The sequence below is a fragment of the Corynebacterium sp. genome, from assembly GCF_030538285.1.
In the GTDB taxonomy this organism is placed as follows: Bacteria; Actinomycetota; Actinomycetes; order Mycobacteriales; family Mycobacteriaceae; genus Corynebacterium.
The window spans coordinates 1-24,017 of record NZ_JAUNUG010000039.1; the positions used below are offsets into that span (position 1 = coordinate 1).

Annotated in this window: 24 protein-coding genes and 5 tRNA genes; 23 read left to right on the forward strand and 6 right to left on the reverse strand. The window is 65.1% G+C overall.

What is annotated here, in order from left to right:
* Window position 1 precedes the first annotated feature (1 nt).
* The 4 genes from Q4G50_RS11510 to Q4G50_RS11525 all read right to left on the reverse strand — a co-directional run bounded on the left by Q4G50_RS11510 (window position 2) and on the right by Q4G50_RS11525 (window position 393).
* Window positions 2-72 (reverse strand) — tRNA-Cys (locus Q4G50_RS11510).
* A gap of 44 nt (window positions 73-116) precedes the next feature.
* Window positions 117-189, reverse strand: a tRNA-Gly gene (locus Q4G50_RS11515).
* A gap of 23 nt (window positions 190-212) precedes the next feature.
* Window positions 213-284, reverse strand: a tRNA-Val gene (locus Q4G50_RS11520).
* A 36-nt stretch (window positions 285-320) separates the two neighbouring features.
* A tRNA-Gly gene (locus Q4G50_RS11525) sits at window positions 321-393 on the reverse strand.
* Between the two features lie 212 nt (window positions 394-605).
* Here Q4G50_RS11525 and Q4G50_RS11530 point away from each other — a divergent pair.
* The 11 genes from Q4G50_RS11530 (at window position 606) to Q4G50_RS11580 (ending at window position 9,845) form a co-directional block, all read left to right on the forward strand.
* Window positions 606-680, forward strand: a tRNA-Val gene (locus Q4G50_RS11530).
* Window positions 681-1,096: 416 nt separating this feature from the next.
* Window positions 1,097-1,672: a copper resistance protein CopC gene (locus Q4G50_RS11535; protein WP_368660628.1), complete on the forward strand. Its 576-nt coding sequence runs from the start codon at window positions 1,097-1,099 to the stop codon at window positions 1,670-1,672.
* Window positions 1,673-1,674: 2 nt separating this feature from the next.
* Window positions 1,675-2,301: a copper chaperone PCu(A)C gene (locus Q4G50_RS11540; protein ID WP_303377798.1), complete on the forward strand. Its 627-nt coding sequence runs from the start codon at window positions 1,675-1,677 to the stop codon at window positions 2,299-2,301.
* 37 nt (window positions 2,302-2,338) lie between these two features.
* Window positions 2,339-3,586, forward strand: a complete 1,248-nt coding sequence (locus Q4G50_RS11545) for a Dyp-type peroxidase (RefSeq protein ID WP_303377799.1) — start codon at window positions 2,339-2,341, stop codon at window positions 3,584-3,586.
* A 150-nt stretch (window positions 3,587-3,736) separates the two neighbouring features.
* Window positions 3,737-5,794 carry a threonine--tRNA ligase gene (gene thrS, locus Q4G50_RS11550; RefSeq protein WP_303377800.1) on the forward strand — a complete coding sequence of 686 codons (2,058 nt, stop codon included), beginning with the start codon at window positions 3,737-3,739 and terminating at the stop codon, window positions 5,792-5,794.
* Complete coding sequence (locus Q4G50_RS11555; RefSeq protein ID WP_303377801.1) at window positions 5,775-6,338, forward strand: HIT domain-containing protein; 564 nt, start codon at window positions 5,775-5,777, stop codon at window positions 6,336-6,338. The genes thrS and Q4G50_RS11555 overlap by 20 nt, the downstream gene beginning before the upstream one ends.
* The gene (gene pgsA / locus Q4G50_RS11560) at window positions 6,331-6,975 is read left to right on the forward strand and encodes a phosphatidylinositol phosphate synthase (protein ID WP_303377802.1); all 645 of its coding nucleotides are present in this window, start codon (window positions 6,331-6,333) and stop codon (window positions 6,973-6,975) included. Before Q4G50_RS11555 ends, pgsA begins: the two co-directional genes overlap by 8 nt.
* Window positions 6,972-7,826 carry a phosphatidylinositol mannoside acyltransferase gene (locus tag Q4G50_RS11565; RefSeq protein ID WP_303377803.1) on the forward strand — a complete coding sequence of 285 codons (855 nt, stop codon included), beginning with the start codon at window positions 6,972-6,974 and terminating at the stop codon, window positions 7,824-7,826. Before pgsA ends, Q4G50_RS11565 begins: the two co-directional genes overlap by 4 nt.
* A complete protein-coding gene (locus tag Q4G50_RS11570) occupies window positions 7,823-8,896 on the forward strand; it encodes a glycosyltransferase family 4 protein (RefSeq protein ID WP_303377804.1) in 1,074 nt (357 codons plus the stop codon). Before Q4G50_RS11565 ends, Q4G50_RS11570 begins: the two co-directional genes overlap by 4 nt.
* Complete coding sequence (locus tag Q4G50_RS11575) at window positions 8,893-9,333, forward strand: hypothetical protein (RefSeq protein WP_303377805.1); 441 nt, start codon at window positions 8,893-8,895, stop codon at window positions 9,331-9,333. Before Q4G50_RS11570 ends, Q4G50_RS11575 begins: the two co-directional genes overlap by 4 nt.
* An 8-nt stretch (window positions 9,334-9,341) precedes the next feature.
* The gene (locus Q4G50_RS11580; RefSeq protein ID WP_303377806.1) at window positions 9,342-9,845 is read left to right on the forward strand and encodes a hypothetical protein; all 504 of its coding nucleotides are present in this window, start codon (window positions 9,342-9,344) and stop codon (window positions 9,843-9,845) included.
* Here Q4G50_RS11580 and Q4G50_RS11585 read toward each other — a convergent pair.
* Window positions 9,730-10,971: a DUF2029 domain-containing protein gene (locus Q4G50_RS11585; protein WP_303377807.1), complete on the reverse strand. Its 1,242-nt coding sequence runs from the start codon at window positions 10,969-10,971 to the stop codon at window positions 9,730-9,732. The two genes, Q4G50_RS11580 and Q4G50_RS11585, sit on opposite strands and share 116 nt — an antisense overlap.
* 67 nt (window positions 10,972-11,038) lie before the next feature.
* Between Q4G50_RS11585 and pdxS the strand changes: the two genes are divergently transcribed.
* The gene (gene pdxS / locus Q4G50_RS11590; RefSeq protein WP_303377808.1) at window positions 11,039-11,968 is read left to right on the forward strand and encodes a pyridoxal 5'-phosphate synthase lyase subunit PdxS; all 930 of its coding nucleotides are present in this window, start codon (window positions 11,039-11,041) and stop codon (window positions 11,966-11,968) included.
* A 155-nt stretch (window positions 11,969-12,123) separates the two neighbouring features.
* On the opposite strand, the gene Q4G50_RS11595 is transcribed toward pdxS, so the two are convergent.
* On the reverse strand, window positions 12,124-12,603 hold the full coding sequence (locus Q4G50_RS11595) for a DUF3817 domain-containing protein (protein WP_303377820.1): 480 nt from the start codon (window positions 12,601-12,603) through the stop codon (window positions 12,124-12,126).
* Between the two features lie 124 nt (window positions 12,604-12,727).
* Between Q4G50_RS11595 and Q4G50_RS11600 the strand changes: the two genes are divergently transcribed.
* The 11 genes from Q4G50_RS11600 to Q4G50_RS11650 all read left to right on the forward strand — a co-directional run.
* Entirely contained in the window at window positions 12,728-13,570 is an 843-nt protein-coding gene (locus tag Q4G50_RS11600) for an acyl-CoA thioesterase II (RefSeq protein ID WP_303377809.1), read from the forward strand.
* A 114-nt stretch (window positions 13,571-13,684) separates the two neighbouring features.
* The gene (locus Q4G50_RS11605) at window positions 13,685-14,437 is read left to right on the forward strand and encodes a YebC/PmpR family DNA-binding transcriptional regulator (RefSeq protein WP_303377810.1); all 753 of its coding nucleotides are present in this window, start codon (window positions 13,685-13,687) and stop codon (window positions 14,435-14,437) included.
* Between the two features lie 87 nt (window positions 14,438-14,524).
* On the forward strand, window positions 14,525-15,034 hold the full coding sequence (gene ruvC, locus Q4G50_RS11610; protein WP_303377821.1) for a crossover junction endodeoxyribonuclease RuvC: 510 nt from the start codon (window positions 14,525-14,527) through the stop codon (window positions 15,032-15,034).
* Entirely contained in the window at window positions 15,031-15,636 is a 606-nt protein-coding gene (gene ruvA, locus Q4G50_RS11615; RefSeq protein ID WP_303377811.1) for a Holliday junction branch migration protein RuvA, read from the forward strand. The genes ruvC and ruvA overlap by 4 nt, the downstream gene beginning before the upstream one ends.
* A 10-nt stretch (window positions 15,637-15,646) precedes the next feature.
* Window positions 15,647-16,696, forward strand: coding sequence for a Holliday junction branch migration DNA helicase RuvB (gene ruvB, locus Q4G50_RS11620; RefSeq protein WP_303377812.1), 1,050 nt, complete (start codon window positions 15,647-15,649; stop codon window positions 16,694-16,696).
* 132 nt (window positions 16,697-16,828) lie between these two features.
* Window positions 16,829-17,197 carry a preprotein translocase subunit YajC gene (gene yajC / locus Q4G50_RS11625; protein ID WP_303377813.1) on the forward strand — a complete coding sequence of 123 codons (369 nt, stop codon included), beginning with the start codon at window positions 16,829-16,831 and terminating at the stop codon, window positions 17,195-17,197.
* A 216-nt stretch (window positions 17,198-17,413) separates the two neighbouring features.
* Window positions 17,414-19,207 carry a protein translocase subunit SecD gene (gene secD, locus Q4G50_RS11630; protein WP_303377814.1) on the forward strand — a complete coding sequence of 598 codons (1,794 nt, stop codon included), beginning with the start codon at window positions 17,414-17,416 and terminating at the stop codon, window positions 19,205-19,207.
* Window positions 19,208-20,317 (forward strand): protein translocase subunit SecF, encoded by a 1,110-nt coding sequence (gene secF, locus Q4G50_RS11635; protein ID WP_303377815.1) that lies wholly within the window; start codon window positions 19,208-19,210, stop codon window positions 20,315-20,317.
* A 60-nt stretch (window positions 20,318-20,377) separates the two neighbouring features.
* Complete coding sequence (locus tag Q4G50_RS11640; RefSeq protein WP_303377816.1) at window positions 20,378-22,015, forward strand: ABC transporter substrate-binding protein; 1,638 nt, start codon at window positions 20,378-20,380, stop codon at window positions 22,013-22,015.
* Window positions 22,008-22,544, forward strand: coding sequence for an adenine phosphoribosyltransferase (locus tag Q4G50_RS11645; protein WP_303377817.1), 537 nt, complete (start codon window positions 22,008-22,010; stop codon window positions 22,542-22,544). Before Q4G50_RS11640 ends, Q4G50_RS11645 begins: the two co-directional genes overlap by 8 nt.
* The coding region (locus Q4G50_RS11650; RefSeq protein ID WP_303377818.1) for a bifunctional (p)ppGpp synthetase/guanosine-3',5'-bis(diphosphate) 3'-pyrophosphohydrolase at window positions 22,541-24,017 on the forward strand (1,477 nt) is incomplete at its 3' end. The genes Q4G50_RS11645 and Q4G50_RS11650, both read left to right, overlap by 4 nt.

The window sequence follows — 24,017 nt, forward strand, 5'->3', positions numbered from 1 at the left end:
GAGGTGGAAACGGGAATCGAACCCGTGTGCACGGTTTTGCAGACCGTTGCCTCACCACTCGGCCATTCCACCGTGGCGTTACCGCCTCGTAGGCACCTTGGTGAGCAAGGTACCAGAGCGGATGACGAGACTCGAACTCGCGACCCTCACCTTGGCAAGGTGATGCGCTACCAACTGCGCTACATCCGCAAACGAGACCTTGTGGGTCTCTGTGCGCGATACTGGGATTGAACCAGTGACCTCTTCCGTGTCAGGGAAGCGCTCTCCCGCTGAGCTAATCGCGCGGGTTCATTTCATACCGATTGGCCCGGTGAAATGAGAGCGGATGACGAGACTCGAACTCGCGACCCTCACCTTGGCAAGGTGATGCGCTACCAACTGCGCTACATCCGCATGCACCGTGGCGTTCGCCGTGGTGCGAGTCAAAACTTTATCCTCAACGACGTTCAATACACAAATCGCCAGGTGAGGGCAGAAATGCCGGGCGCCGGGAGGTGGGGGAATTACGTCGTTGTCATTTGGGTGGTTGCGGGGCGACTGAGTTGGCCGTGACCTGCGGATTAGGTGCTGTGCGGGGCGTGTGTGTAAGGTTTCTAAACGCATAAGGTCCTATGGCTCAGTGGAAGAGCGTTCCGTTCACACCGGAAAGGTCGCTGGTTCGAACCCAGCTAGGACCACCACATCTTAAGCCCCGGTCGACGAAGTGTCGGCCGGGGCTTTCGCATGCTCGCTGCCCGGTTTTACTGCGTTGGTGCATATCGGCCATGCATAAGTATGGCCCTTATGCACGTGCGTCAAGGGCTGGCGTACGTCGGATGGTTGGGGCCCAAGTCATACCCGCGTAGGGTATAGGTATCCACCGGAAGATGGTACGAAGTGTTCCGGATCACAGTTCTGGCTGGTAGGGAATGAAGCCGCTGGCCTGGGTGCTGGGTGATGCAACAGCGTTCTGTGGAAATGAATCAAAATGCGGGAGCAGCCACCACACCCGGGAACTATGTTCGCCGACACAGCGACAGCTCTATTGATGCCCGCACGGTGCGGGTATCGTATGCCCCTGACAAACCCCCAGGAAGAAACGAAGGTGAATCTCCCCGTGACATTGCCGCCCCAGCGCCGGACACTCCGGAACTTCAGCGCCGCCGCCCTCACGGCTGGCGCGATGGTTCTGACGGCTCCGGTCGCCCTCGTCCATGACGTGGTTATCGGCGGGAACCCGGCTAATGAGGAGATTGTCCAGGAGTTCCCCGACGTCATCGAGCTGGAGTTCTCCGGTTTCGTCAAAGAGGACTTCAACACCTTCGCCATCTCGGACATCGAATCCGGGGAGATCCTCTTCTCCGGCCCACCGACCATCGACGGTCGCATGGTGAGCATCGAGGTCCCCGCGGACGTGGACCCGGGAGCCGGCGACTACCGCATCGGCTTCCAGATCACGTCCTCAGATGGCCACTCCACCCGCGGCATGACCACCTTCACGGTGGCCGGCGAGCGGGAGGAAACGACCCCTTCCGAAACCACCCCGGACGTGGAAGATAACGCGGCGTCGGAAAGCACCTCGGAGGCGCTGCCCGGAGCCCTCACGTGGGTTCTGGCGGGAGTGGGCATACTTGCCATCCTCGGCGTCATCGTCATGATGATCGCCCGGGGAAGAAACCACACACAGGAGTAGAAATGTTCACCCGAGGCCGTATCGCACTGTCTGTTCTCGCTGTCTCTGCACTCGCCCTGGTCGGCTGCTCCGACGCAGTGGACGACGCCACCACCACCGGCAGCGCCCCTGCCACTGAGACCTCCGCCGCTGCGGAAACCGCCACCGACTCCGCTGATGTCGAAGGTGAAGACGCCGAGTGGGTCACCTTCACCGAGGGCTTCGTCAAGGCCAAGCCCGCCGAGAAGGAGATGACCGGCATCTTCGGTATTTTCGCCAACAACAGCGACCGTGACATCAACATCGTTGGCTTCACGTCCAACCTGGATGTCCCGACCTATGAGCTCCATGAGGTCGTCGACGGTGTCATGCAGATGAAGCCCGGCGGCTTCGTCATCCCCGCCGGCGGCGAGCACGAGCTCAAGCCGGGCGGTGACCACATGATGCTCATGGATTACACCGAGCCGATCGAGGCCGGTGACACCATCACCATCACCGTCGAGTTCGGTGACGGCTCCACCCAGGAGATCGCTGACCTGCCGGTCCGCACCATCGCCTCCGGTGAGGAAAGCTACGGCGCCGACGGCTCCCTCCAGGGCCACCAGATGGGCCAGACCGAGGATGAGGAGTCCTCGGAGATGTCCCACTAAGAAACACCCCCCATAGTTAGGAAGTGACGTAACCCCCATGTCCTCGTTGACTCGTCGTGGATTTCTCACCGGACTCACGGTGACCGCCGGTGGCGCCGCCCTCGTGGCGTGCTCCGATCAGGACGGAAACCCCATGGCACAGCAGGAGGCTTCGGACCCGGTGGGGGACACCCCTCGGCTGTACGACGCCATCGTGCCCTTCGACGGGGTCCATCAGGCGGGTATCGCCACACCTGCGCAGGCCAACCTCAACCTCATCGGCTTCAACTTCGTCGACGGGGTTGACCGGGGGGCGGTGCAGCGTCTCATGACCTCCTGGTCGGAGGACTCGCGCCGCCTGTGTACCGGTGAGACACCCCTGGGCAGCCTGGAACCGGAGCTCGTGGTCGCCCCCGCGAACCTCACCATCACCTGCGGATTTGGGCCGCGGGTGTTTGAGGTGATCGGTGGCGTCGATAAGCGGCCGGAATGGCTGGCCCCGCTGCCTGGCTACAATCTTGACGAACTCGAAGACAGGTGGGGGCAGACCGACCTGGTGATCCAGGTCTGCTCCGATGACCCCACCATGCTCTCCCACGCCACGCGCCACCTCGTGCGATCGGGCATGGACTACGCGCGTGTCCACTGGATGCAGCAGGGATTCTTGCGTGCCGACGGCGCCCATACCCCGGGCGAGACCCCGCGTAACCTCTTCGGCCAGGTCGACGGAACCGTCAACCCCCGCGAGGACGAGGACTTCGACGAGCAGGTGTGGATCGGTGACGACGCCCCCGCCTGGATGCAGGGCTCGACGACCATGGTCGTGCGCCGCATCAACATGAACATGGACACCTGGGAAATGCTGGACCGGCCCTCCCGCGAGGAATCACTGGGCCGCACCCTCGCTAACGGCGCACCCCTGACCGGTGAAGACGAGTTCGACGAACCCGATTTCGAGGCCACCGACAAGTTCGGCCTGCCCGTCATCGACCGCCAGAGCCACATGTTCCGCGCCAAGCCCGCCGAGGGGCACCCGGAACAGCGGCTGCTGCGCCGCCCCTACAACTACGACATCGCCCCCGAGCCAGGCAGCGAGCAGCTGTCCAACTCCGGCCTGGTGTTCATCTGCTACCAGAAGGACCCGCTCAAGCAGTACCACCCCATCCAGAAGCGTCTCGACGAGGCCGACCGCCTCAACGAGTGGATCACCCACATCGGCTCCGGCGTCTACTGGATGCCGCCGGGCTTAAGCGCCGACGGTTCCGACGGCGACGCCTACTGGGGGCAGCGCCTCCTCGAGGCCTAACCCGCCACCCCGGCGGGGTAGTATGTTGCGCGAAGCGTCTGCGCTTTCTCCCTGACGGGGTGAGCACAGCCGCGGCCGACACGTTGAAGCAGGCAGCGGCCAGGTATGTCGCCGTCTGCGTGAGCGCAAGTTAAGGAGCGCAACACACCCATGGTGAACACCACCGCACCCGTCTTCCCGTCCTTTAAGGTCCCGGCCGGAACCCCCGTCGGTACTGCGATGCGGGAGCTGGAGCTGCCGAACAAGGGCCCGGAAGCGATCGTCGTCGTCAAGGACGCGGAAGGCAACCTCCGCGACCTTTCCCACACCCCGGACACCGACGCCGAGTTCACGCCCATCCCGGCCAGCTCCGAAGAGGGTCGCTCCGTCATCCGCCACTCTTGCGCGCACGTTCTGGCACAGGCCGTGCAGGCCGAGTTCCCGGGCACGAAGCTGGGCATCGGCCCGGCCATCGACAACGGCTTCTACTACGACTTCCAGGTCGCTGAGCCCTTCACCCCGGAGGACCTCAAGGCCATTGAGAAGCGGATGAAGAAGATCATCAAGTCGGGTCAGAAGTTCGAGCGCCGCACCTACGACTCCACCGAGGCCGCCGCCGAGGAGCTGGCTAACGAGCCCTTCAAGCTGGAACTGGTCGCCGACAAGGGCAACATCGACCCGGATTCCGATGAAGCCACGGAGATCGGCGCCGGCGCGCTGACCGCCTACGACAACATCAATCCGCGCACCGGCGAGGTCGAGTGGTCGGACATGTGCCGCGGCCCGCACGTGCCCACCACCCGCTACATCCCGGCGTTTTCGCTGACCCGCTCCTCCGCCGCCTATTGGCGCGGCGACCAGGCCAACGCCGGCCTGCAGCGCATCTACGGAACCGCCTGGGAGGACAAGGAATCCCTCGAGGCCTACGAGCACATGCTCGCCGAGGCGGAGAAGCGTGACCACCGTCGCCTGGGTTCTGAACTGGACCTGTTCTCCTTCCCCGATGAGATCGGCTCCGGTTTCCCAGTGTTCCACCCTAACGGCGGCATCATCCGCCTGGAGATGGAGGAGCATTCCCGACGCCGCCATATCCAGGGGGGCTACTCCTTCGTCAACACCCCGCACATCACCAAGGGTGACCTGTTCCAGAAGTCCGGCCACTTGGATTTCTACGCCGACGGCATGTTCCCCCCGATGCAGCTGGACGGCGAAAAGGATGAGGAGGGTAATGTCACCAAGCCGGCGCAGGATTACTACGCCAAGCCGATGAACTGCCCGATGCACAACCTCATCTTCGCCTCGCGGGGTCGTTCCTACCGTGAGCTGCCGCTGCGACTTTTCGAGTTCGGTACGGTCTACCGCTACGAGAAGTCCGGTGTCATCCACGGCCTGACCCGTGCCCGCGGCTTTACGCAGGACGACGCGCACATTTACTGCACCGAAGACCAGCTCGAGGCGGAGCTGACCACGGTCCTCGACTTCATCATTTCCCTGCTGCAGGACTATGGCCTGGATGATTTCTACCTCGAGCTGTCCACCCGGGATCCGGAGAAGTCCGTCGGTTCGGATGAGATCTGGGAGCGTTCCACCGAAATCCTGGCGCGCGTCGCCGACAAGTCCGGCCTCTCGCTCGTCCCGGATCCCGAGGGCGCGGCATTCTACGGTCCGAAGATCTCGGTCCAGGCGCGTGACGCCATCGGCCGCACCTGGCAGATGTCGACCGTGCAGCTGGACTTTAACCTGCCGGAGCGATTCGACCTCGAGTACACCGCCTCCGACGGCACCAAGAAGCGCCCAATCATGATCCACCGCGCGCTGTTCGGCTCCATCGAGCGTTTCTTCGGCGTGCTGCTGGAGCACTACGCCGGTGCGTTCCCGGTGTGGCTGGCCCCGCACCAGGTCATGGGCATTCCCGTCGCCGATGATTTCGCGCCGCACCTGGAGGCCATCACCGCGCAGCTGCGTCGCCGCGGCATCCGCGCGGAGGTGGACACCTCGGATGATCGCATGCAGAAGAAGATCCGCAACCACACCACCGGCAAGATCCCGTTCATGCTGCTGGCAGGTGCCCGCGATGTCGAGGCCGACGCTGTGAGCTTCCGTTTCCTTGACGGCACGCAGATCAACGGTGTCCCGGTCGCCGAGGCGATCGAGCTTATCGACGCCTGGGTCACCGACCGCATCAATGAGCAGCCGAGCGAGGAAGCCCTTGCAGCCCGCCGCGGATAACCCCGGGACCTGGACTGACACAGGGGTGGGGGAGGAGGACTCCCTCACCCGCCTGTGGGCTCCCTACCGGATGGGCTACATCACAAACCGTCCGGCCACCTCCGACAAGCCCGCCGACCCTTTCGTCGAGGCACCGAAGCTCTCGGATGAGGAGGCGCTCATCGTCGCCCGCGGCGAGCTGGTGTACACGATCCTCAACCTGTACCCGTACAACGCCGGCCACATGATGGTCATCCCGTACCGCCAGACCGCCGACCTGGAGGATCTCACCCCTGCGGAGATGAGCGAGCTCATGAGCTTTGTCACCACCGCGGTGAAGGTGTTGAAGAAGTTGTCCAACCCGGAGGGCATCAACGTCGGCTTCAACCTGGGTAAGGCCTCGGGTGGGTCGGTGGGCAACCACATCCACATGCACATTGTCCCGCGCTGGGCGGGGGACGCGAACTTCATGACGATCCTCGACGGCACCAAGGTACTCCCGCAGTTGCTACGGGATACCCGCGCGCTGCTCGCCGAAGCGTGGCAGGAGGTCGAGAGTGCTTAGCACCCGGGGACGTCGTCCCGCGTCGGTGGTCGTCGAGCCGGTGGCGCGGGGTTTGCTGCGCCTGGGCCTGAGTCCGAACGCGGTGACCGTCATCGGGGCTGTCATCACATGCGCGATCGCGGTGGTGCTCATCCCGCAGGGTTACCTGTTCACCGCGGCGGTGGCCTCGGGGCTGTTCGCCGCCTTCGATCTCGTCGACGGCACCATGGCGCGGCTGCGCGGCGGCGGTACCCGTTTCGGCGCCACCCTGGATGCCACGTGTGACCGCATCACCGACGGTGCACTCTTCGCCGCGATCACCTGGTGGCTCATCTTCTCCTATGACGCCCACCCGGCGCTGGTCGTGGCCTCCCTGGTGGTTCTGGTCTCCTCCCAGGTCATCTCCTATGTCAAGGCACGCGGTGAGGCGAGTGGTTTCACCATCCTCGGCGGCCTCATCGAACGCCCCGAGCGCCTCATCCTCGGCCTGGTGGGCGTGGGGCTGCAGGGCCTGGGCGTGCCTTATGCCATCGACGTGGCGATCTGGGTCCTGGCCGCCGGTTCCGTGTGGACAGTCATCCAGCGCCTGTACACCGCCTCCCGCAACCCGCAGGCCCTGGAACATATCGCGCCGCCGGCGGGGGTTGAACCGCGATGAGCATCGATCCCGTGGCCGTGGGTTACCTGGCCGGGTGGAAGGTGGTGCGGTATCTGCCGGAGAAGGTTGCCGAGCAGCTCTTTAACGCGGCGGCCGACTACGCCTGCGATGGCGGCCGCGGCATGGAAATGTTGCGCCGCAACTTAACGCGTGTTGTCGGCGCGGAGAATGTCACGCGCGAGCTGGTGCGCGCCTCGATGCGTTCCTATGCCCGCTACTGGCGGGAGGCTTTTCGGCTGCCTGCCCTGGTGGATGTCCCGCTTCTCGACGCCCACGTCACCGGCCTCAGCCACCTCGACGCCTCCCGGGCGGCGGGGAAAGGCGTGATCCTCACACTCCCGCACTCCGGCAACTGGGACATGGCGGGGTTGTATCTGACCCGTACCCGCGGCACTTTCACCACCGTCGCCGAAAGGCTAAAACCGGAGGTACTGTTCCGGGCCTTCGTGGATTTCCGCGAATCCCTCGGCTTCGAGGTGCTGCCCCTGACCGGCGGGAATCCTCCTTATGGGCGGCTGAGCGAGGTGCTCGCCGGAGGTGGCGTTGTGGCACTGATGGGGGAGCGCGATATGCGCGGCACGGGCGTGGCGGTCGACTTCTTCGGTGAGGAGACGACTTTCCCGCGGGGGCCGGCGCAGTTGGCCCTGGACACCGGTGCGGCGTTGCACGTCGTGCACTCGTGGTTCGACGATGACGCGTGGGGGCTGAGTGTCTCCGCGCCGCTGGTGGTGGACAGCGTGGAGGCCACCACCCAGCGCATCGCCGATGGTTTCGCCGCGAATATCGCCCGCCACCCGCAGGATTGGCACATGCTGCAGCCGCAGTGGCCGGCCGATCGGCGGCGCCCATGAGGATTGGCGTCATCTGCCCGTATTCCTTCGACGAGCCCGGCGGAGTTCAAGCCCACATCCTTGATATATCCGAAGTTCTGCGAGCCCGCGGGCACCACGTCGAGGTGCTTGGCCCGGCGTCGCCGGACACCAAGCTGCCTGAGTTTGTCACCCGTGGCGGGCGCAGCGTACCCATCCGCTACAACGGTTCCGTCGCGCGGCTGAGCTTCGGCCCGGGCGTGCGTACCAAGGTGCGTGACTTCATCAGCCGGGGGCGTTTCGATGTGCTGCATATCCACGAGCCCAACTCGCCCAGCTACTCCATGGCCGCGCTGTGGATGGCGACCGGCCCCATCGTGGCGACTTATCACGCTTCCAGTTCGGGTTCCGTCATGCTCCAATTAGCCCGGCCCCTCCTGCGCCCGGCCCTGGAGAAGATCCGCGGCGGCATCGCCGTGTCCGAGATGGCCCGGCGGTGGCAGGTGGAGCAGCTCGGCGGGGATCCGGTGCTCATCCCCAACGGGGTGGACACGTCCCGCTATGCCGCCGCGCGCCGCGCCCCGGGGGATATCCCGGAGGTCGTGTTTCTGGGGCGTCTCGACGAGCCCCGCAAGGGCCTGGACATCCTCCTCCGCGCCCTGGACCTGCTTGACCGTGAGGTGCGCGTCACCGTCATCGGCGGGGGCCGCGAACGTGAGGTGCCGGGCGTGGATTTCGTCGGCCGGGTCAGCGATGAGGTGAAGGCAAAGATCCTCGGCCGGGCCGACATCTACGTCGCCCCCAACACCGGCGGCGAAAGCTTCGGCATCGTCCTCGTCGAGGCCATGGCCGCGGGTTGCGCGGTCGTGGCCAGCGACTTAGAGGCCTTCGCCACCGTCGCCGACGACGCCGCGCTATTGTTCCGGACCGGCTCCGCATCCGATCTGGCAGACCGGCTACGCTTGCTTATCGACGACCCTTCCCTCCGCTCCCGCCTCATCACCGCGGGGGAGCGGCGTGCCCGGCGCTTTGATTGGGACACGGTGGCCGCCGATGTGGAGACCGTCTATGAGACGGTGGTGGACGGTACGACCGTGGGGGTTGGCCGATGATCTTCTGGACTCTGCTGGCTGTGCTGCTCACCGCCGTGGTGGCGTGGGCGTATTTTACTGCCCAAAGGCTCAACCGCCTGCACATTCGCACTGACGCTGCGCTGGCCGCCCTGCAGGCTGCGCTGGACCGGCAGGCCGCGGTGGTCGCCGCGCTGGTGCCCGAGGCGCGGGCTCTGGCCGAGTCGGCCGAGAACACACCCCTGGTCCGCGGGGACCTAGCCGCGCGCAGCGCCGCTGAGTTGGCTCTCGCGGAGAGCCTGCGAGGCGTGGAGAAGCCGTCGCAGCTCATTGACGCCGAGGTACGCGTCCGGTTGGCCCACCGCTTTTACAACGACGCGGTTGCCGATACCCGGGCGCTGCGCCTGCGCCCCTTGGTCCGCGCGTTTCACCTGGGCGGGACTGCCCCGTTGCCTGTGTTCTACGAACACCGGCCATAATGGTCGGCATGATCACCTGGCGCGGACGTCGTATCCTTCTGCTTCCTGGGTTGCTCGCGGCCCTGGGGACGGTGCTGCTCATCGGTATCCCGTCTGACATCATCCCGAACCCACTCTTCGGCCGGGAAGTGCCGGTGCGCTGGTGGGAGTACCCGGTGCTCGGCGCGACGGCCTTGCTCACCGGCGCGTGGTTCTCCATCGGTCAGCCGGTGGAACCGGTGGTCACAGATAAACCGGAGCGCAGCTGGGTGATGTCAGTGAGCGTGTTCGCAGTGTGGTTTGCGGTAGCGTGCCCAGTCTGCAATAAGCTGATCCTGCTGGTCTTGGGCACGTCCGGGGCGATGGGGCTGTGGGCCCCGGCGCAGCCCTACCTGGCGGTGATTTCCCTGGTAGCTCTCACGGCGTCAGTGGGCTGGAAGTGGAAGACGAAGCTCGACGGCTGCGCGGATGGCTCGTGCGCCGCGTCTCCTGCAGCAGCCACGCCACCGACAGCCCTGTCAACACCACGATGAGCGCGTTGCGCAGAGCCAGCGCGGCGATGACCGTGGTGGCATTGACCGGGTCCTGCCACAGCGGGTCATAGTTGTAGGGGAAGACATATAGCCCTAGTGCGGCGGCGAAGACCGTGAGGATGGCCATGGCGCTCACCAGGCGCGAGCGGGTGAGCGTCAGACACACCGCGAGCAGTGGGCCGATCCACACGATGTACTGCGGGGAAAAGACCTTGTTGCTCACGATGAGCAACAGCACCATAGTGAGCATGAACGCCACCGCCGGGAGGGGGTGCCAGCGGTCGGCGAACAGCTGCCAGAGTGCCCAGCCGAAGGCCGCAACGAGAACAGCGATCATCGCAAAGTCGGCCACCTGGACGGCGGTGGCGGTGCCTGGTCCGGCGATCTCGAAGCTTCTCGATTCCGCAAAACCCATCCAGTAGCCCCCCGGATTCTCGTGCGCCGCGATGAGGAAAGGGGTAGCCGCGAGCGACTCGATTTGGATGCCACGATCTCCCTGGTAGCTCAGGGGGCTGAGGAGGCGGTCCAGGCCGGAGGTCAGCCCCGTGATTCCGGCCAGTACCGCCAGCGCTGCGAAGAAGGACCCCACCCGGAGCCACGTACCTACCCGACGCATCCCACCGACCAGGCCGGCCGCCAGCACAGCAGGCCAGAGTTTCACCGCGGCGGCGCCCGCCAGCACCGCGGAAGCGAGGGCCGGGTGGCGCAGCAGAAGTGCCGCGGCCGCCGCGACGAGGATTCCCGGGAACAGATCCAGGCGCAGCCACAGGACATGGCCCGTTGCCACCCCGAAAAACACCCAGAACCAACCGGCCACGAAGCGGCGCTGCCCACCGAATCTCAGCACCAGGGCGAGGAAGGCTGCGTCGATGAGGACGCACATGACCACGAAGCCCGCCAGAAACGCCGTGATATCCGGCGTGGTGATCCACCCCAGAAGCCGCACCGGCCACACACCTGCGTCCGGGTACTCCAACATCGCCGTCGGATCAGTACCCCATAAGCCCACGTGATAATAGTGAACGTCGCCGAAAGGCATCGGCGAACCGATGAGCAATCGGGCCAGGACCAGGCGGGAGAGTACCCAGCCGAGCCACACAGCGGGGGAAGAAAGCAGCAAGCGCACCGACACATCGTAGCCCCGTGCGAATGAAATGCCCGGGCAATTGGCCCGCGTCACATCGCACAGCCTAATGTTCCGGAGGCAACACTTTTTATTCACTGACAGGAGTACTTACGTGAGCAGCAACATCACTGGTCGGGCCAAGCGTGGCGTGGCGGAGCAGTTCAAGGGCGGCGTCATCATGGATGTCGTCACCCCCGAGCAGGCGGTCATCGCACAGGAGGCCGGCGCTGTCGCCGTCATGGCACTGGAGCGCGTCCCCGCCGATATCCGCGCCCAGGGCGGCGTGTCCCGCATGTCCGACCCGGACATGATCGACGGCATCATCGCCGCCGTGGATATCCCCGTCATGGCCAAGGCCCGCATCGGCCACTTCGTCGAGGCCCAGGTGTTGCAATTCCTCGGCGTCGACTTCATCGACGAATCCGAGGTGCTCACCCCCGCCGACTACGCCAACCACATCGACAAGTTCGCCTTCGAGACCCCTTTCGTCTGTGGTGCCACCAACCTCGGCGAGGCCCTGCGCCGCATCAACGAGGGTGCCGCCATGATCCGCTCCAAGGGGGAGGCTGGCACCGGTGATGTCTCCAACGCCGTCACCCACATGCGCACCATCCGGGCTGAGATCAACCGCCTGACCTCCCTGGCTGCAGACGAGCTCTACGTCGCTGCCAAGGAACTGCAGGCTCCTTATGAGCTCGTGGTGGAGGTTGCCCGCGAGGGCCGGCTCCCCGTCCCGCTGCTGACCGCCGGCGGCATCGCCACCCCGGCCGATGCCGCCATGATGATGCAGCTCGGCGCCGATGGTGTCTTCGTCGGCTCCGGGATCTTCAAGTCCGGGAACCCGGAGCAGCGCGCCAAGGCCATTGTCCGCGCCACCGAGAACTACCAGGATGCCTCCGTGGTGGCGGAGGTCTCCCGGGGCCTCGGCGAGGCGATGGTGGGCATCAACGTCGACGATCTGCCGGTCTCCCACCGCCTTTCCGAGCGCGGCTGGTAAGACGCCAGTCACAACCGTTCTTGAAGTTCTCAGCGGCTCCACGAATCCCCAGGTGAAAAAGGGGCTCACACAATCTTCAAGAACCGTTGTGACACCTCGACCAACGCCACGGGCCCCGACCATGACTTCACTGGTCGGGGCCCTGCGCTGTCTATCTAGCTGACGGAACCGGCGATGGCATCCGGGTCATAGGGCGGGCCCATCATGACGAGGATGGTGAAGATCACCGCGATGACGGCCAGCAGGACAGCAATCGAGCGGCCCGGGTGGCGCACGAACTGAGCCAGCACCTTCTCCGGCAGGGAAGCAGGCTCCTCGCCGGACTCGGTGCGGAAACGCCAGTCACCGGCGAGCAGTCCCTTGCGATCAGCCCACATGGTGAAGGGCCACGCGGCGAAAGGAATGATCGATACGCCCATGCCGACGATGCCCTGCGCAAAGGTCCAGCGGTTGTTCACCCACAGCAGGATCGTGATGGCGATGAAGGTGAGGAAACCAAAGCCGTGAATACCGCCGGCGATCGGCATGAGAGCTTCGGTGGTGCCGGAGTACTTGAGGATCATGCCAATAATCAACAGGGCCCAGGTAAACATTTCCAGGGCAGCTGCGAAACGGTGGAACTTGGCGGGGCTCAGCCCCTGGGCAGTGGCGGGGCGGGTCGTCGTGCTCATGGATCCTGAGCCTACCGGTTCTCCACGGGATCTTAGTGGTCGGACGGTCAACCGAGTGGTTGATTCTGGGCGGGTAGAGTAGCCGGACATGGACATCAAGGACATCCTGGGACTCGAACGCATCGATACCGATATCTACCGCGGGCCCGCCGTGGAGTCGAAGCTTTTGCGCACCTTCGGCGGCCAGGTGGCTGCGCAGGCGCTGGTGGCTGCGACGGAGACGGTCGACGGAGACAAGGATGTGCATTCCCTGCACGGCTACTTTGTGGCGCCGGGTAAGGCGGCGCTGCCGACGGTGTTCCTGGTTGACCGGATCCGGGACGGCCGTTCCTTTTCCTCGCGGCAGGTGCGGGCGGTGCAGAACGGGGAGACGATCTTCTCGATGCAGGCCAGCTTTCATATCCGGGAGGATGTGGGGCCGGAGCACTCTGACCTCATGCGTACCGTGCCGACGCCGGAGGAGATCGCCAACGGGGAGTCAACCCTGCCGATCTCCTCGCGCGCGCTGCTGGAGGAGTGGGGCGACTGGGACATTCACGTGGTGCCAGCGGATCAATATGAGCACAACAAGTACACCCCGAGCCAGCAGGTGGTGTGGTTTCGTTCGCGCCGCCCTCTGCCGGATGACCAGACCTTCCACATCTGCACGCTGGCGTACATGTCGGATATGACGTTGCTCCACTCCTCCTTGGTGCCACACCCCGGACACGAGGTACAGATGGCCAGCCTGGATCATGCGATGTGGTTCCTGCGTCCTTTCCGGGCCGATGAGTGGTTGCTTTATGACCAGGTCTCGCCCTCGGCGCATGCGGGGCGGGCGTTGACGCACGGCCGGATTTTCGATCGGGCGGGCAATCTGGTGGCGATGGTGACGCAGGAGGGGTTGACGCGGACGCTGCGCAAGGGCGCGCAGTCGGTTCCCGAGCGTTGATGCCTATCCGCGTATACTCGGACAAGTTATTGCTAGTGGTGAAGGCTGGTTCCCGCGGGTGCTTGTGAGGTTCCCGTGGTCGAGCCGTCCCCACCCGGATGAGAGAGGGATTTGATGGCAGGCCATTCCAAGTGGGCGACCACCAAGCACAAAAAGGCCGCGAATGACGCCAAGCGCTCCAAGGAGTGGGCGAAGGCGATCAAGGCAATCGAAGTTGCGGCGCGGATGGGCGGCGGCGATCCGGCCGGTAACCCGACGCTGGACGACATGATCAAGAAGGCCAAGAAGGCCTCCGTCCCGAACGACAACATCGAGCGTGCCCGCAAGCGTGGCGCCGGCGAGGAAGCCGGTGGTTCCGACTGGGAGAACATCACCTACGAGGGCTATGGCCCTAATGGTGTCGCCGTGCTCATCGAGTGTCTGACCGACAACCGCAACCGCGCGGCCACTGAGGTACGTACCGCGATGTCAAAGAACGGTGGCAACCTCGGCGAGTCGGGTTCAGTGTCCTACCTGTTCACACGCACGGGCATCGTCCTGGTGGACAAGGGGGAGCTGGGCGAGGATGACGTGCTCATGGCTGTGCTTGATGCCGGTGCGGAAGAAGTTAACGATCTGGGTGAGAAGTTCGAGGTCGTGTGCGCGCCGACCGATCTGCCGGCTGTGAAGGAAGCCCTGGAGGCCGCCGACATCGCCGTGGATGAGGCAGGGCAGGATTTCCGCGCCTCCGTTCAGGTGCCGCTGGATGTGGAGGGTGCGAAGAAGATGTTCAAGCTCATCGACGCCCTCGAGGACTCCGATGATGTGCAGGACGTCTACACCAACATGGATCTCTCCGACGAGGTTATCGCCGCCCTCGACGACTAGTTCGGACGTGTGTGCTATAACTTGGGGGAGTGTCAGGCGCACACGGAAAGGGTGGCGGCGGTGGTCAATCTTGCGGGTCTGCGCGTCATGGGGATCGACCCGGGTCTTACCCGGTGTGGTCTCTCTGTCGTTCAGGCCGGTCGCGGGCGGGAGGTCCTGCCTGTAGCAGTCGGAGTTGTGCGCACCCCGGCGGGCGAGGAGCTGGCCGATCGGTTGCTGCGCTTGTCGCAGGCCGTCGATGAGTGGATGGATGACTATTCCCCGGATGTCGTCGCCGTCGAGCGGGTGTTTGAGCGCGGTAATGTCTCCACGGTCATCCACACCGCGCATGCCTCCGGGGTGCTGGTCCTGGCGGCGGCCCGTCGGGGCATCCCGGTGCATATGTACACCCCGTCCGAGGTGAAGAAGGCGATCTCCGGCAACGGCCGCGCGGACAAGAAGCAGATGACCGCGATGATCACCCGCATTCTGGGTCTGTCCCAGGCGCCGCAACCCGCTGACGCGGCTGACGCCCTGGCACTGGCCGTGTGCCATTGTTGGCGTGCCCCGCTGCTGGCGCGCACTAACGCCCTACTGAAACCTGGAGGTACTCCGTGATCGCATCGGTTCGTGGCATCGTCATCGGCATCGGTTTGGACCATGCCGTCATCGAGTGCGCCGGAGTCGGCTACCGGGTGGAAACCACCCCCGCCACCCTGGCCACTTTGCGTCGGGGCGAGGAGGCCTTCCTGCTCACCAGCCTCACCGTCCGGGAGGACGCACATATCCTCCACGGTTTCGCCACTGATGAGGACCGTGGCATGTTCCATCTGCTGCAGACAGTCACCGGTCTGGGCCCGCGCCTGGCGGTGGCCTGCCTGTCGGTGTTTGATGCCGGGGAGATCTCGGCGGCGATCTCGGGGGAGGATGCTAAGACGTTGCAGCGTATCCCGGGTGTCGGTAAGCGAATGGCCGAGCGACTGGTGCTGGAGCTCAAGGACAAGGTCGCAGCCTACGCTCCGGCGCAGGCCGTGGAGGATACTGTGCCGCTGCCCGCGGCGGCAGAATCGGTGGCATTGCAGGTCACCGAGGCGCTCATCGGGCTCGGTTTCACCGAGCGGGTCGCACAGCCCGTGGTGGAGGGTGTGCTCGCCGATATTCCGGAGCTGGATACCGGTGCCGCCTTGCGCGCCGCACTGAGCCAGCTGGGCCGAAAGTAGGCTGGTCGCTGTGAGTGACATGGAGCGCACGGAGTTCGCACTGCCGGAAGACCGGGATGTGGATATGCGGCTCAAGGTGGGGGAGCAGGAGGCCGAAACCACCCTGCGCCCTAAGAGTCTCGATGAATTCATCGGACAGCAGAAGGTCCGCGACCAGCTGTCCCTCGTGCTCACTGGCGCGAAGAACCGTGGTGTCACCCCGGACCATGTGTTGCTCTCCGGGCCGCCTGGGCTGGGGAAGACGACGATGGCGATGATCATCGCCCAGGAGCTCAACACCAATCTGCGTATGACCTCCGGCCCCGCACTGGAACGCGCCGGTGACCTCGCGGCAATGCTGTCGAACCTCATGGAGGGCGACGTGTTGTTCATCGATGAGATCCACCGCATCGCCCGCCCCGCCGAAGAGATGCTGTACATGGCGATGGAGGATTTCCGGATCGACGTCATCGTCGGTAAGGGCCCGGGTGCTACCTCCATCCCCCTGGAGCTGCCGCCGTTTACACTCGTCGGCGCGACGACCCGTTCCGGCATGCTCACCGGACCGCTGCGGGATCGTTTCGGTTTCACTGCCCAGATGGAGTTTTATGACGTCGCCGATCTCACCCGGGTGGTCACCCGTGCGGCGAAGATCCTCGATGTCACCATGGACCCGGATGCCGGTGTGGAGATTGCGTCGCGCTCGCGGGGTACCCCGCGTATCGCCAACCGGCTGCTGCGACGCGTACGGGACTTCGCGGAGGTCAACGCAGACGGTCATATCGATCTTGAGGCCGCGCAGGGGGCGCTCGAGGTTTTCGACGTCGATGAGCTCGGCCTTGACCGGCTCGACCGGTCCGTGCTCTCCGCTCTCATCCGCGGTCATGGTGGCGGGCCGGTTGGTGTGAACACCCTGGCCATCGCCGTCGGCGAGGAACCCGGCACCGTCGAGGAGGTCTGCGAACCCTATCTCGTCCGCGCCGGTCTCATCGCGCGCACCGGTCGGGGGCGAGTGGCCACCGCCAGTGCCTGGCGCCACCTGGGGCTGGAACCGCCGGAAGGTGCACTGGGCCTGTTCTGAGAGAGGGCGCGGAAAAGTATGCCGCGAAGACCCGTCTCCGCCTAGCGAAATGAGGGCTTCACGGTACGATCCGCCGCCCGGCGTCGGTCTCGGGTGGTATGCCCGCATATTGATCTGGCACACTGTCTGACCATGGAACCACTTCTCCTTGTCCTTCTCGTCGCGGTGTTCATCCTGCCGTCCTTCCTCATGATGCGCAGCCAGCGTCGTCGCCAGAACGAGCTGCAGACGATGCAGGCCTCCATCGGCAACGGCGAGCGTGTCGTCACCGTCGCCGGTATCCACGGCACCGTTGTCCGCTCAACCGAGACCCAGGTCGACCTGGAGATCGCCCCCGGCGTGCAGGTCACCATGGACCGTATCGCCATCATGCGCAAGGCCACCCCGGAGGACCTCGGCGGCGCCACCCCGGCCACCCCGGCCGCCGATGAGCAGCTGGGCTATCAGCATCCCGAATACCCGGAGAACAATCAGCACCCGGAGCACCCGGAGAACCGCTAGTACTTAGTCGACATCCCCGGCATGAGCAGGCCGGGAGCAGCCCAGCGTGAGCCGCATCCCCGGTGGGGGTGCGGCGCTGTTGTTTTCAGCCCGCTGTTAGCTGGGTCCCGCGCGGTGTTTGCGCTGCCCATGACGTAGCATGATCGTTTGTGCACCTGCCGTCCCGATGGGCCCGGTGGGTGGGAGTTAGAGCCACAACAAGATGGAGACAGTTCATTGTCCGTCACAACCCGACGCGAGAAGGCGGGGTCCCAGAGGGCCTGGCCGAAGCGCGCCCTGGCGCTATTCGCCCTCATTGTCGCCCTGGTGTGGGCGCTGGTGTTTTTCACCGGCGACCGGCAGGCCAGCCCCAAGCTGGGTATTGATCTGCAGGGCGGTACCCGTGTGACGCTGGTCCCGCAGGGGCAGGAGCCGACGCAGGACCAGTTGGCGCAGGCGCGCATCATCCTCGAGAACCGTGTCAACGGCATGGGTGTCTCCGGTGCCAGCGTGGTCACGGACGGCAACACTCTCGTCATTACGGTGCCGGGTGAGGATACTTCGCAGGCTCGTGCGGTGGGTCAGACCTCGCAGCTGCTGTTCCGCCCGGTGGCTACGCCGGCGAATCCGGACATGGCGTCGCTGGGTGATGTCCTTGGTGACATGGCTAACCGGTGGGTGGAACTGGGGATCATCACCGCGGAGCAGGCTGAGGATTCAATCTCCACGGTCATCGACGCGGTGAACCGCCAGCAGCCTGAGGGTACCGATCCGGTGGCGGCGCCGGAGGTCACCACGGAGCCGTTGCCGGAGCCGGCGAACTCGATCGAGGCGACGGAGCGTCGTCAGGAGATTACGGATCAGCTACGCACGGACCGTCAGTCGACGGATCCGACGGTGCAGGCTGCGGCCAGCACTCTGTTGCGTTGCGACGCCCCGACCGATCCGCTGGCGGGATCCGATGAGGCGGATCTGCCGCTGGTGACCTGTGAGCCGGGCACCGGGCAGGTGTATCTGCTGGATCCGGCGCCGCTGCTCTCGGGTGTCGCGGATGAGGATGGTCGGCGCCTGACGGGTAATGAGATCGACACCGAGCGTCCCATCACCGGTGGTTTCAACCCGGATTCGGGCCAGATGGAGATTTCCTTCGCGTTCAAGACCGATGGTGCGAACTCCGGTTCCCAGACCTGGGCCGATCTCACGCGCGATTACCTGCAGCAGCAGGTGGCCATCACCCTGGACTCCCGGGTGATTTCCGCGCCGGTCATCCAGTCGGCGACGCCTTTTGGTTCGGCGACGTCAATCACCGGTAACTTCACGCAGGAGTCGGCTGCGGAGCTGGCGAATAACCTGCGCTACGGTGCGCTGCCTCTGTCGTTCGCGGGTGAGGATGGCGAGCCGGGTGGCACCGCCCAGTCGGTGCCCGCCTCCCTTGGTGTGGCTTCGCTGCAGGCGGGTCTGATCGCGGGTGTGGTCGGCATGATCATGGTGGCGATCTTCGTTTTCGCCTACTACCGCCTCTTCGGTTTCATCTCCTTGATCACCCTGGCGACGGCGGGTGTGCTGGTCTACGGCTCGCTTATCCTGTTGGGTCGTTGGATCGGCTACTCGCTGGACCTGTCTGGCGTGGCGGGTCTGATCATCGGTATCGGTACCACCGCGGACTCGTTCGTCGTGTTCTACGAGCGCGTGAAGGACGAGGTGCGTGAGGGCCGGACCTTCCGCTCCGCCGCGCAGCACGGTTGGGAGCGCGCGAAGCGCACCATCGTCACGGGCAACATGGTCACGCTCATCGGCGCGGTGGTCATTTACTTCCTGGCGGTCGGCGAGGTCAAGGGCTTTGCCTTCACGCTGGGCCTGACCACGGTGTTCGACCTGCTGGTCACGTTCCTGGTCACGGCGCCGCTGATGCTGCTGGCGGCGCGTAAGCCCTTCTTCGCTAAGCCGTCCGTCAACGGCATGGGCAAGGTGTTCGAGTTGGCGGAACGCAATCGTCGAGAAGCATCCACTGTCACTGCGGAGGAGAAGTAGATGAGCAACGGCACTTTCAACCGTCTGTACACCGGTGAGGGCGGCATTGACTTCATCGGCCGTTCCCGTCTGTGGTACTGGATCACTGCGGCGTTGCTGGTTATTTCGGTGGCGGCGATCGGTTTCCGTGGTTTCGACCTCAGCATTGATTTTGAGGGCGGCACGAAGATGAACATGCCGGCCGGTGAGCTGGTGGTGGAGGAGGTCGAGGAGACTTTCATCGACGCCACGGGTATCACCCCGGAGATGACCCAGATCGTCGGTGCGGGCGAATCCCGCACGCTGGAGATCAATTCGGAGCGTCTGACCACCGAGCAGATCGATAATGCGCGCGCCGCGATCTATGAGGAGCACCAGCCGCTGGACGTGGACGGTCAGCCCTCCCCGGACGCGATCGGTGACTCGACGGTGTCGGAGTCCTGGGGTTCGACGATCACGCAGCGCATGCTCATCGCGATGGCCGTGTTCCTGGGCCTGGCGTTCCTCTATATCGCCTTCCGCCTGGAGAAGGAGATGGCGGCGGCGGCGATGCTCGCCCTGCTTGTCGACGGCGTGCTCATCGCCGGCATCTACGCCCTGTTCGGGTTCGAGGTGTCCCCGGCGTCGGTGATCGGTCTGCTCACGGTGCTGTCGTTCTCCATCTACGACACGGTCATTGTCTTCGATAAGGTGCGTGAGAATACGGCCGGTTACCTCAACTCCCGGCGTTCCACGTACGGCGAGGAGGCGAACCTGGCGGTCAACCAGACGGTCATGCGTTCCATCTCGACGTCGGTGATCTCGGCCCTGCCGATCATCGCGCTGATGATCGTCGCGGTGTGGCTGATGGGTGTCGGCACTCTCAAGGATCTGGCGCTGATCCAGCTCATCGGCGTGGTCGAGGGCATCTTCTCCTCGATCTTCCTGGCCACCCCGATCCTGGTGGGCCTGATGAACCGCCGCAAGGACACCGCCGAGCACAACCAGAAGGTCGCCGACTACCGCGCCGGCAAGGTCAGCGACTCGTCCGAGGAGGACGGAACTGAGCTTGCCGACGCCGCCCCCAAGCGCACCGTCGCCGGCCCGGATACCCCGGGTGTGGGCAGTACGTGGCGGCCGGGGCGTCGATAAGTTCAGGCCACGCCGTGCGGGACCTATACTGAGCAGATCAACGGCAGGAAGGCGGCCAACGTGGCGATCGGCAAGTTTCAGGGGGGCGTGGCCGCGTTGGCCGCGGCTGCGTTGACGCTGTCTCTGGCGGCGTGCACGGACTCCGGGGATGGCGGCTCGACGGCGGCCGGGGATGCAAGCATCGATCACTTCGGCTACTTCCTGGACACCGCAGTGGTGACGTCCAATGCCGCCACCTTGGTGGGTGCCACCTCTAATACGGAGGCGTTATCGGGTCGCTTGTACCCGGCGGTGTTCGTGCCGGGCCCCTCGGGGCAGATGATCCCGAACACCGACCTGGTGACCACCCAGGTCTTGCCGGGGACGAACCGCCAGGTGGTCTACACCCTCGCCGCAGAGGCCTCCTACTCCGACGGCGTGCCCGTCACCTGCACGGATTTCCTTTTGCACTACAAGGCGGGGGTGCACGATGGGCTGTTCGGGGCACACCTGCCGCAGACCGACGAGGTCCTGCGGATGGATTGCCAACCCGGTTCCAAACGCTTCACCGTCGTGTTCAATGAGGATGCCGGTGGGCGGTGGCGGCATCTTTTCGGCCCCGGCACCGTGCTGCCCTCGCATGCCATCGCGGAGCGGGCGGGCCTCAGCGAGGCGGAGCTCAACACCGCCCTGCAGGTCGATGACATGGTCACCCTCGGGGAGGTCGCCCCGATCTGGCGTGAAGGTTTCAATCTGGACGCCTTCGACCCGCAGCTGCACGTGAGCGCGGGGCCCTTCGTCATTGAATCGGTGGGGGAGTCCGGTGAGGTGGTGCTGGCCCCCAACGAGCACTACTACGGTGACCAGCCGAATCTTGACACCATCGTCGTGTGGCCGCGGGGTGCCGATGCGCAGCACCTGGCCGCCGAGGGTGCGCTGCGCATCGCCGATGTGCGCAGCGGGCAGGTGAGTTGGGTCGACCGGAATGACCCGACGAACACCATGGATATTGTCGAGCAGGTCGGGGATCTCACCGACACGCTCATGCTCGGTGATGCCGGCGCTTTCCCCGGGCCCTGGGCGCGGGAGGCGTTTGCCGCGTGTGTGGACCAGGAGGCGGTGGCGGCGGCGTCGACAAGCATCTCTGGAGTGGAAGTACCCGCCACCACCCTGCATACCTTGCCGCACAACGATCCGCTGGCAGCGCAGCTGTCGGATGTATCCGAACAGCATCGGGGCGTGGACATGGGCAAGGCGCAGGCCATGGCCGGGATGACGGTGCGTATTGGCTACCAGGGCCCGGACGAGCGCAAGGCGGCGATGGTGGAGGCCATCCGTGTCTCCTGCGAGCCGGCCGGGATCACGGTGCTCGATGCCTCTGAGCAGGGGCAGACGCTGGCTGATGTCACCCGCCTGACGACCGGCCAGTGGGGTGAGCAGGTCTACCACGAGGGGCCGCTCGACGCCGTGCTCATGGCGATCGACCCGATGGCGGAGTATGGTGCGGCCGCCGCGCGCAGCACCGAGCTCGCCTACCTGCGGGCCCGCGAGGAGGAGCTGTGGCAGGACGTGCCGAGCATTCCCCTGGCGGCCCAACCCCGCCGATTCGTGATCGACCGCACAGTGGGTAACGTAGTGGTGTACACAGGCCTGGCCGGGATCGGCTGGAACATGGACCGATGGCTGGATGACGCAGCGGAGGCAACAGTAGATGAATAAGTACCCAAGCGCCCGCGACGCGCTCGCCGCCAAGATCCGTTACGTGCAGGATTGGCCGGAAGAGGGGGTCCTGTTCGAGGATCTCACTCCGGTGCTCGCTGATGCGGATGCCTTCCAGATCGTCGTGGACGAGTTGGCCGAGGCCTGCGTGCGCCTCGACGCCCAGATGATCGGCGGGCTCGATGCCCGCGGCTTCCTTCTCGGCTCGGCCGTGGCCTACAAGCTGGGCCTGGGCATCCTGGCGATCCGCAAGAAGGGCAAGCTGCCCCCGCCGGTGGTCACCGAGGAATATGCCCTGGAGTACGGCTCGGCCGCGCTGGAGGTCCCGGAGGACGGGCAGAACCTGGAGGGCGTCAAGGTCGTGCTTGTCGACGACGTGCTGGCCACCGGAGGCACCCTCGTCGCCGCTCGCAAGCTCATCGAGCACTGCGGGGCGGAGGTCACGGGCAATGTGGTGGTCCTGGAGGTGCCGGAGCTCGGCGGGCGGGAACGCCTGGCGGATCTGCCGCTGGTGGTGATCAACGAATGACCGACCGCAACAAGCCGCGTTCCACGGTCGGCGTGCGCGGTATGTCGGCCCGTCTGGCCCGTTCGCTGACGGGTACCCGAGCGAAGACGAACCCGGTGTTGGACCCGTTGCTGTCGATCCACCGCCAGTTCCACCCACGGGCGGACGCGGAGGTGCTGTCGCGCGCCTATGATCTCGCTGAGCAGCTGCACGAGGGGGTGTTCCGCAAGTCGGGGGACCCGTATATCACTCACCCGCTGGCCGTGGCGACGATCGCCGCGGAGATCGGCATGGACACCACCACCCTGGTCGCCGCGCTGCTGCACGACACGGTGGAGGACACCGACTACTCGCTGGAGCAGCTCACTGATGATTTCGGTGCGGAGGTCGCCCGTCTGGTCGACGGTGTGACCAAGCTGGACAAGGTGGCGCTCGGGGCGGCCGCGGAGGCGGAGACCATCCGCAAGATGATCGTGGCCATGGCGCAGGATCCGCGCGTGCTGGTGATCAAGGTGGCCGACCGCCTGCACAACATGCGCACGATGCGTTTCCTGCCGCCGGAGAAGCAGGCGAAGAAGGCGCGCCAGACCCTGGAAGTCATCGCCCCGTTGGCGCACCGCCTGGGGATGGCGAGCGTGAAGTGGGAGCTGGAGGATCTGTCCTTCGCCATCCTCTATCCGAAGAAGTACGACGAGATCGTTCGTCTGGTGGCCGATCGGGCGCCGTCCCGGGACCGCGCGCTCAAGGAGATCGTTACCCAGGTGACCTCCGCGCTGCGGGAGAACAACATCGAGGCCGAGGTCATGGGCCGACCGAAGCATTATTGGTCGATTTATCAGAAGATGATCGTCCGGGGCCGGGACTTCGATGAGATCTTCGACCTGGTGGGCATCCGCATCCTCGTCGATAATGTGCACAACTGCTACGCCGCGATCGGTGTGGTCCACTCCCTGTACTCGGCGCTGCCGGGGCGTTTCAAGGACTACATCTCCTCCCCGCGTTTCGGCGTGTACCAGTCGCTGCACACCACGGTGATGGCCCTGCAGGGTCGCCCGCTGGAGGTGCAGGTGCGCACGCATGAGATGCATTACAACGCGGAGTTCGGCGTCGCCGCGCACTGGCGCTACAAGGAGACCAAGGGCTCGCATAAGGGTGACCGCGATGAGGTCGACCAGATGGCGTGGATGCGCCAGTTGCTCGACTGGCAGAAGGAGGCCGCGGACCCCAACGAGTTCCTCGATTCCCTGCGCTATGACCTCACCGCCAAGCAGATCTTCGTGTTCACGCCTAAGGGTGATGTGGTCAACCTGCCGGCCGAGTCCACGCCCGTGGACTTCGCCTACGCCGTCCACACCGAGGTCGGTCACCGTTGCATCGGTGCCAAGGTCAACGGCAAGCTGGTGGCGTTGGAGTCCGCGCTGAAGTCCGGTGACCGGGTGGAGGTGTTCACCTCCAAGGACCAGAACGCCGGGCCCTCGCGGGACTGGCAGGACT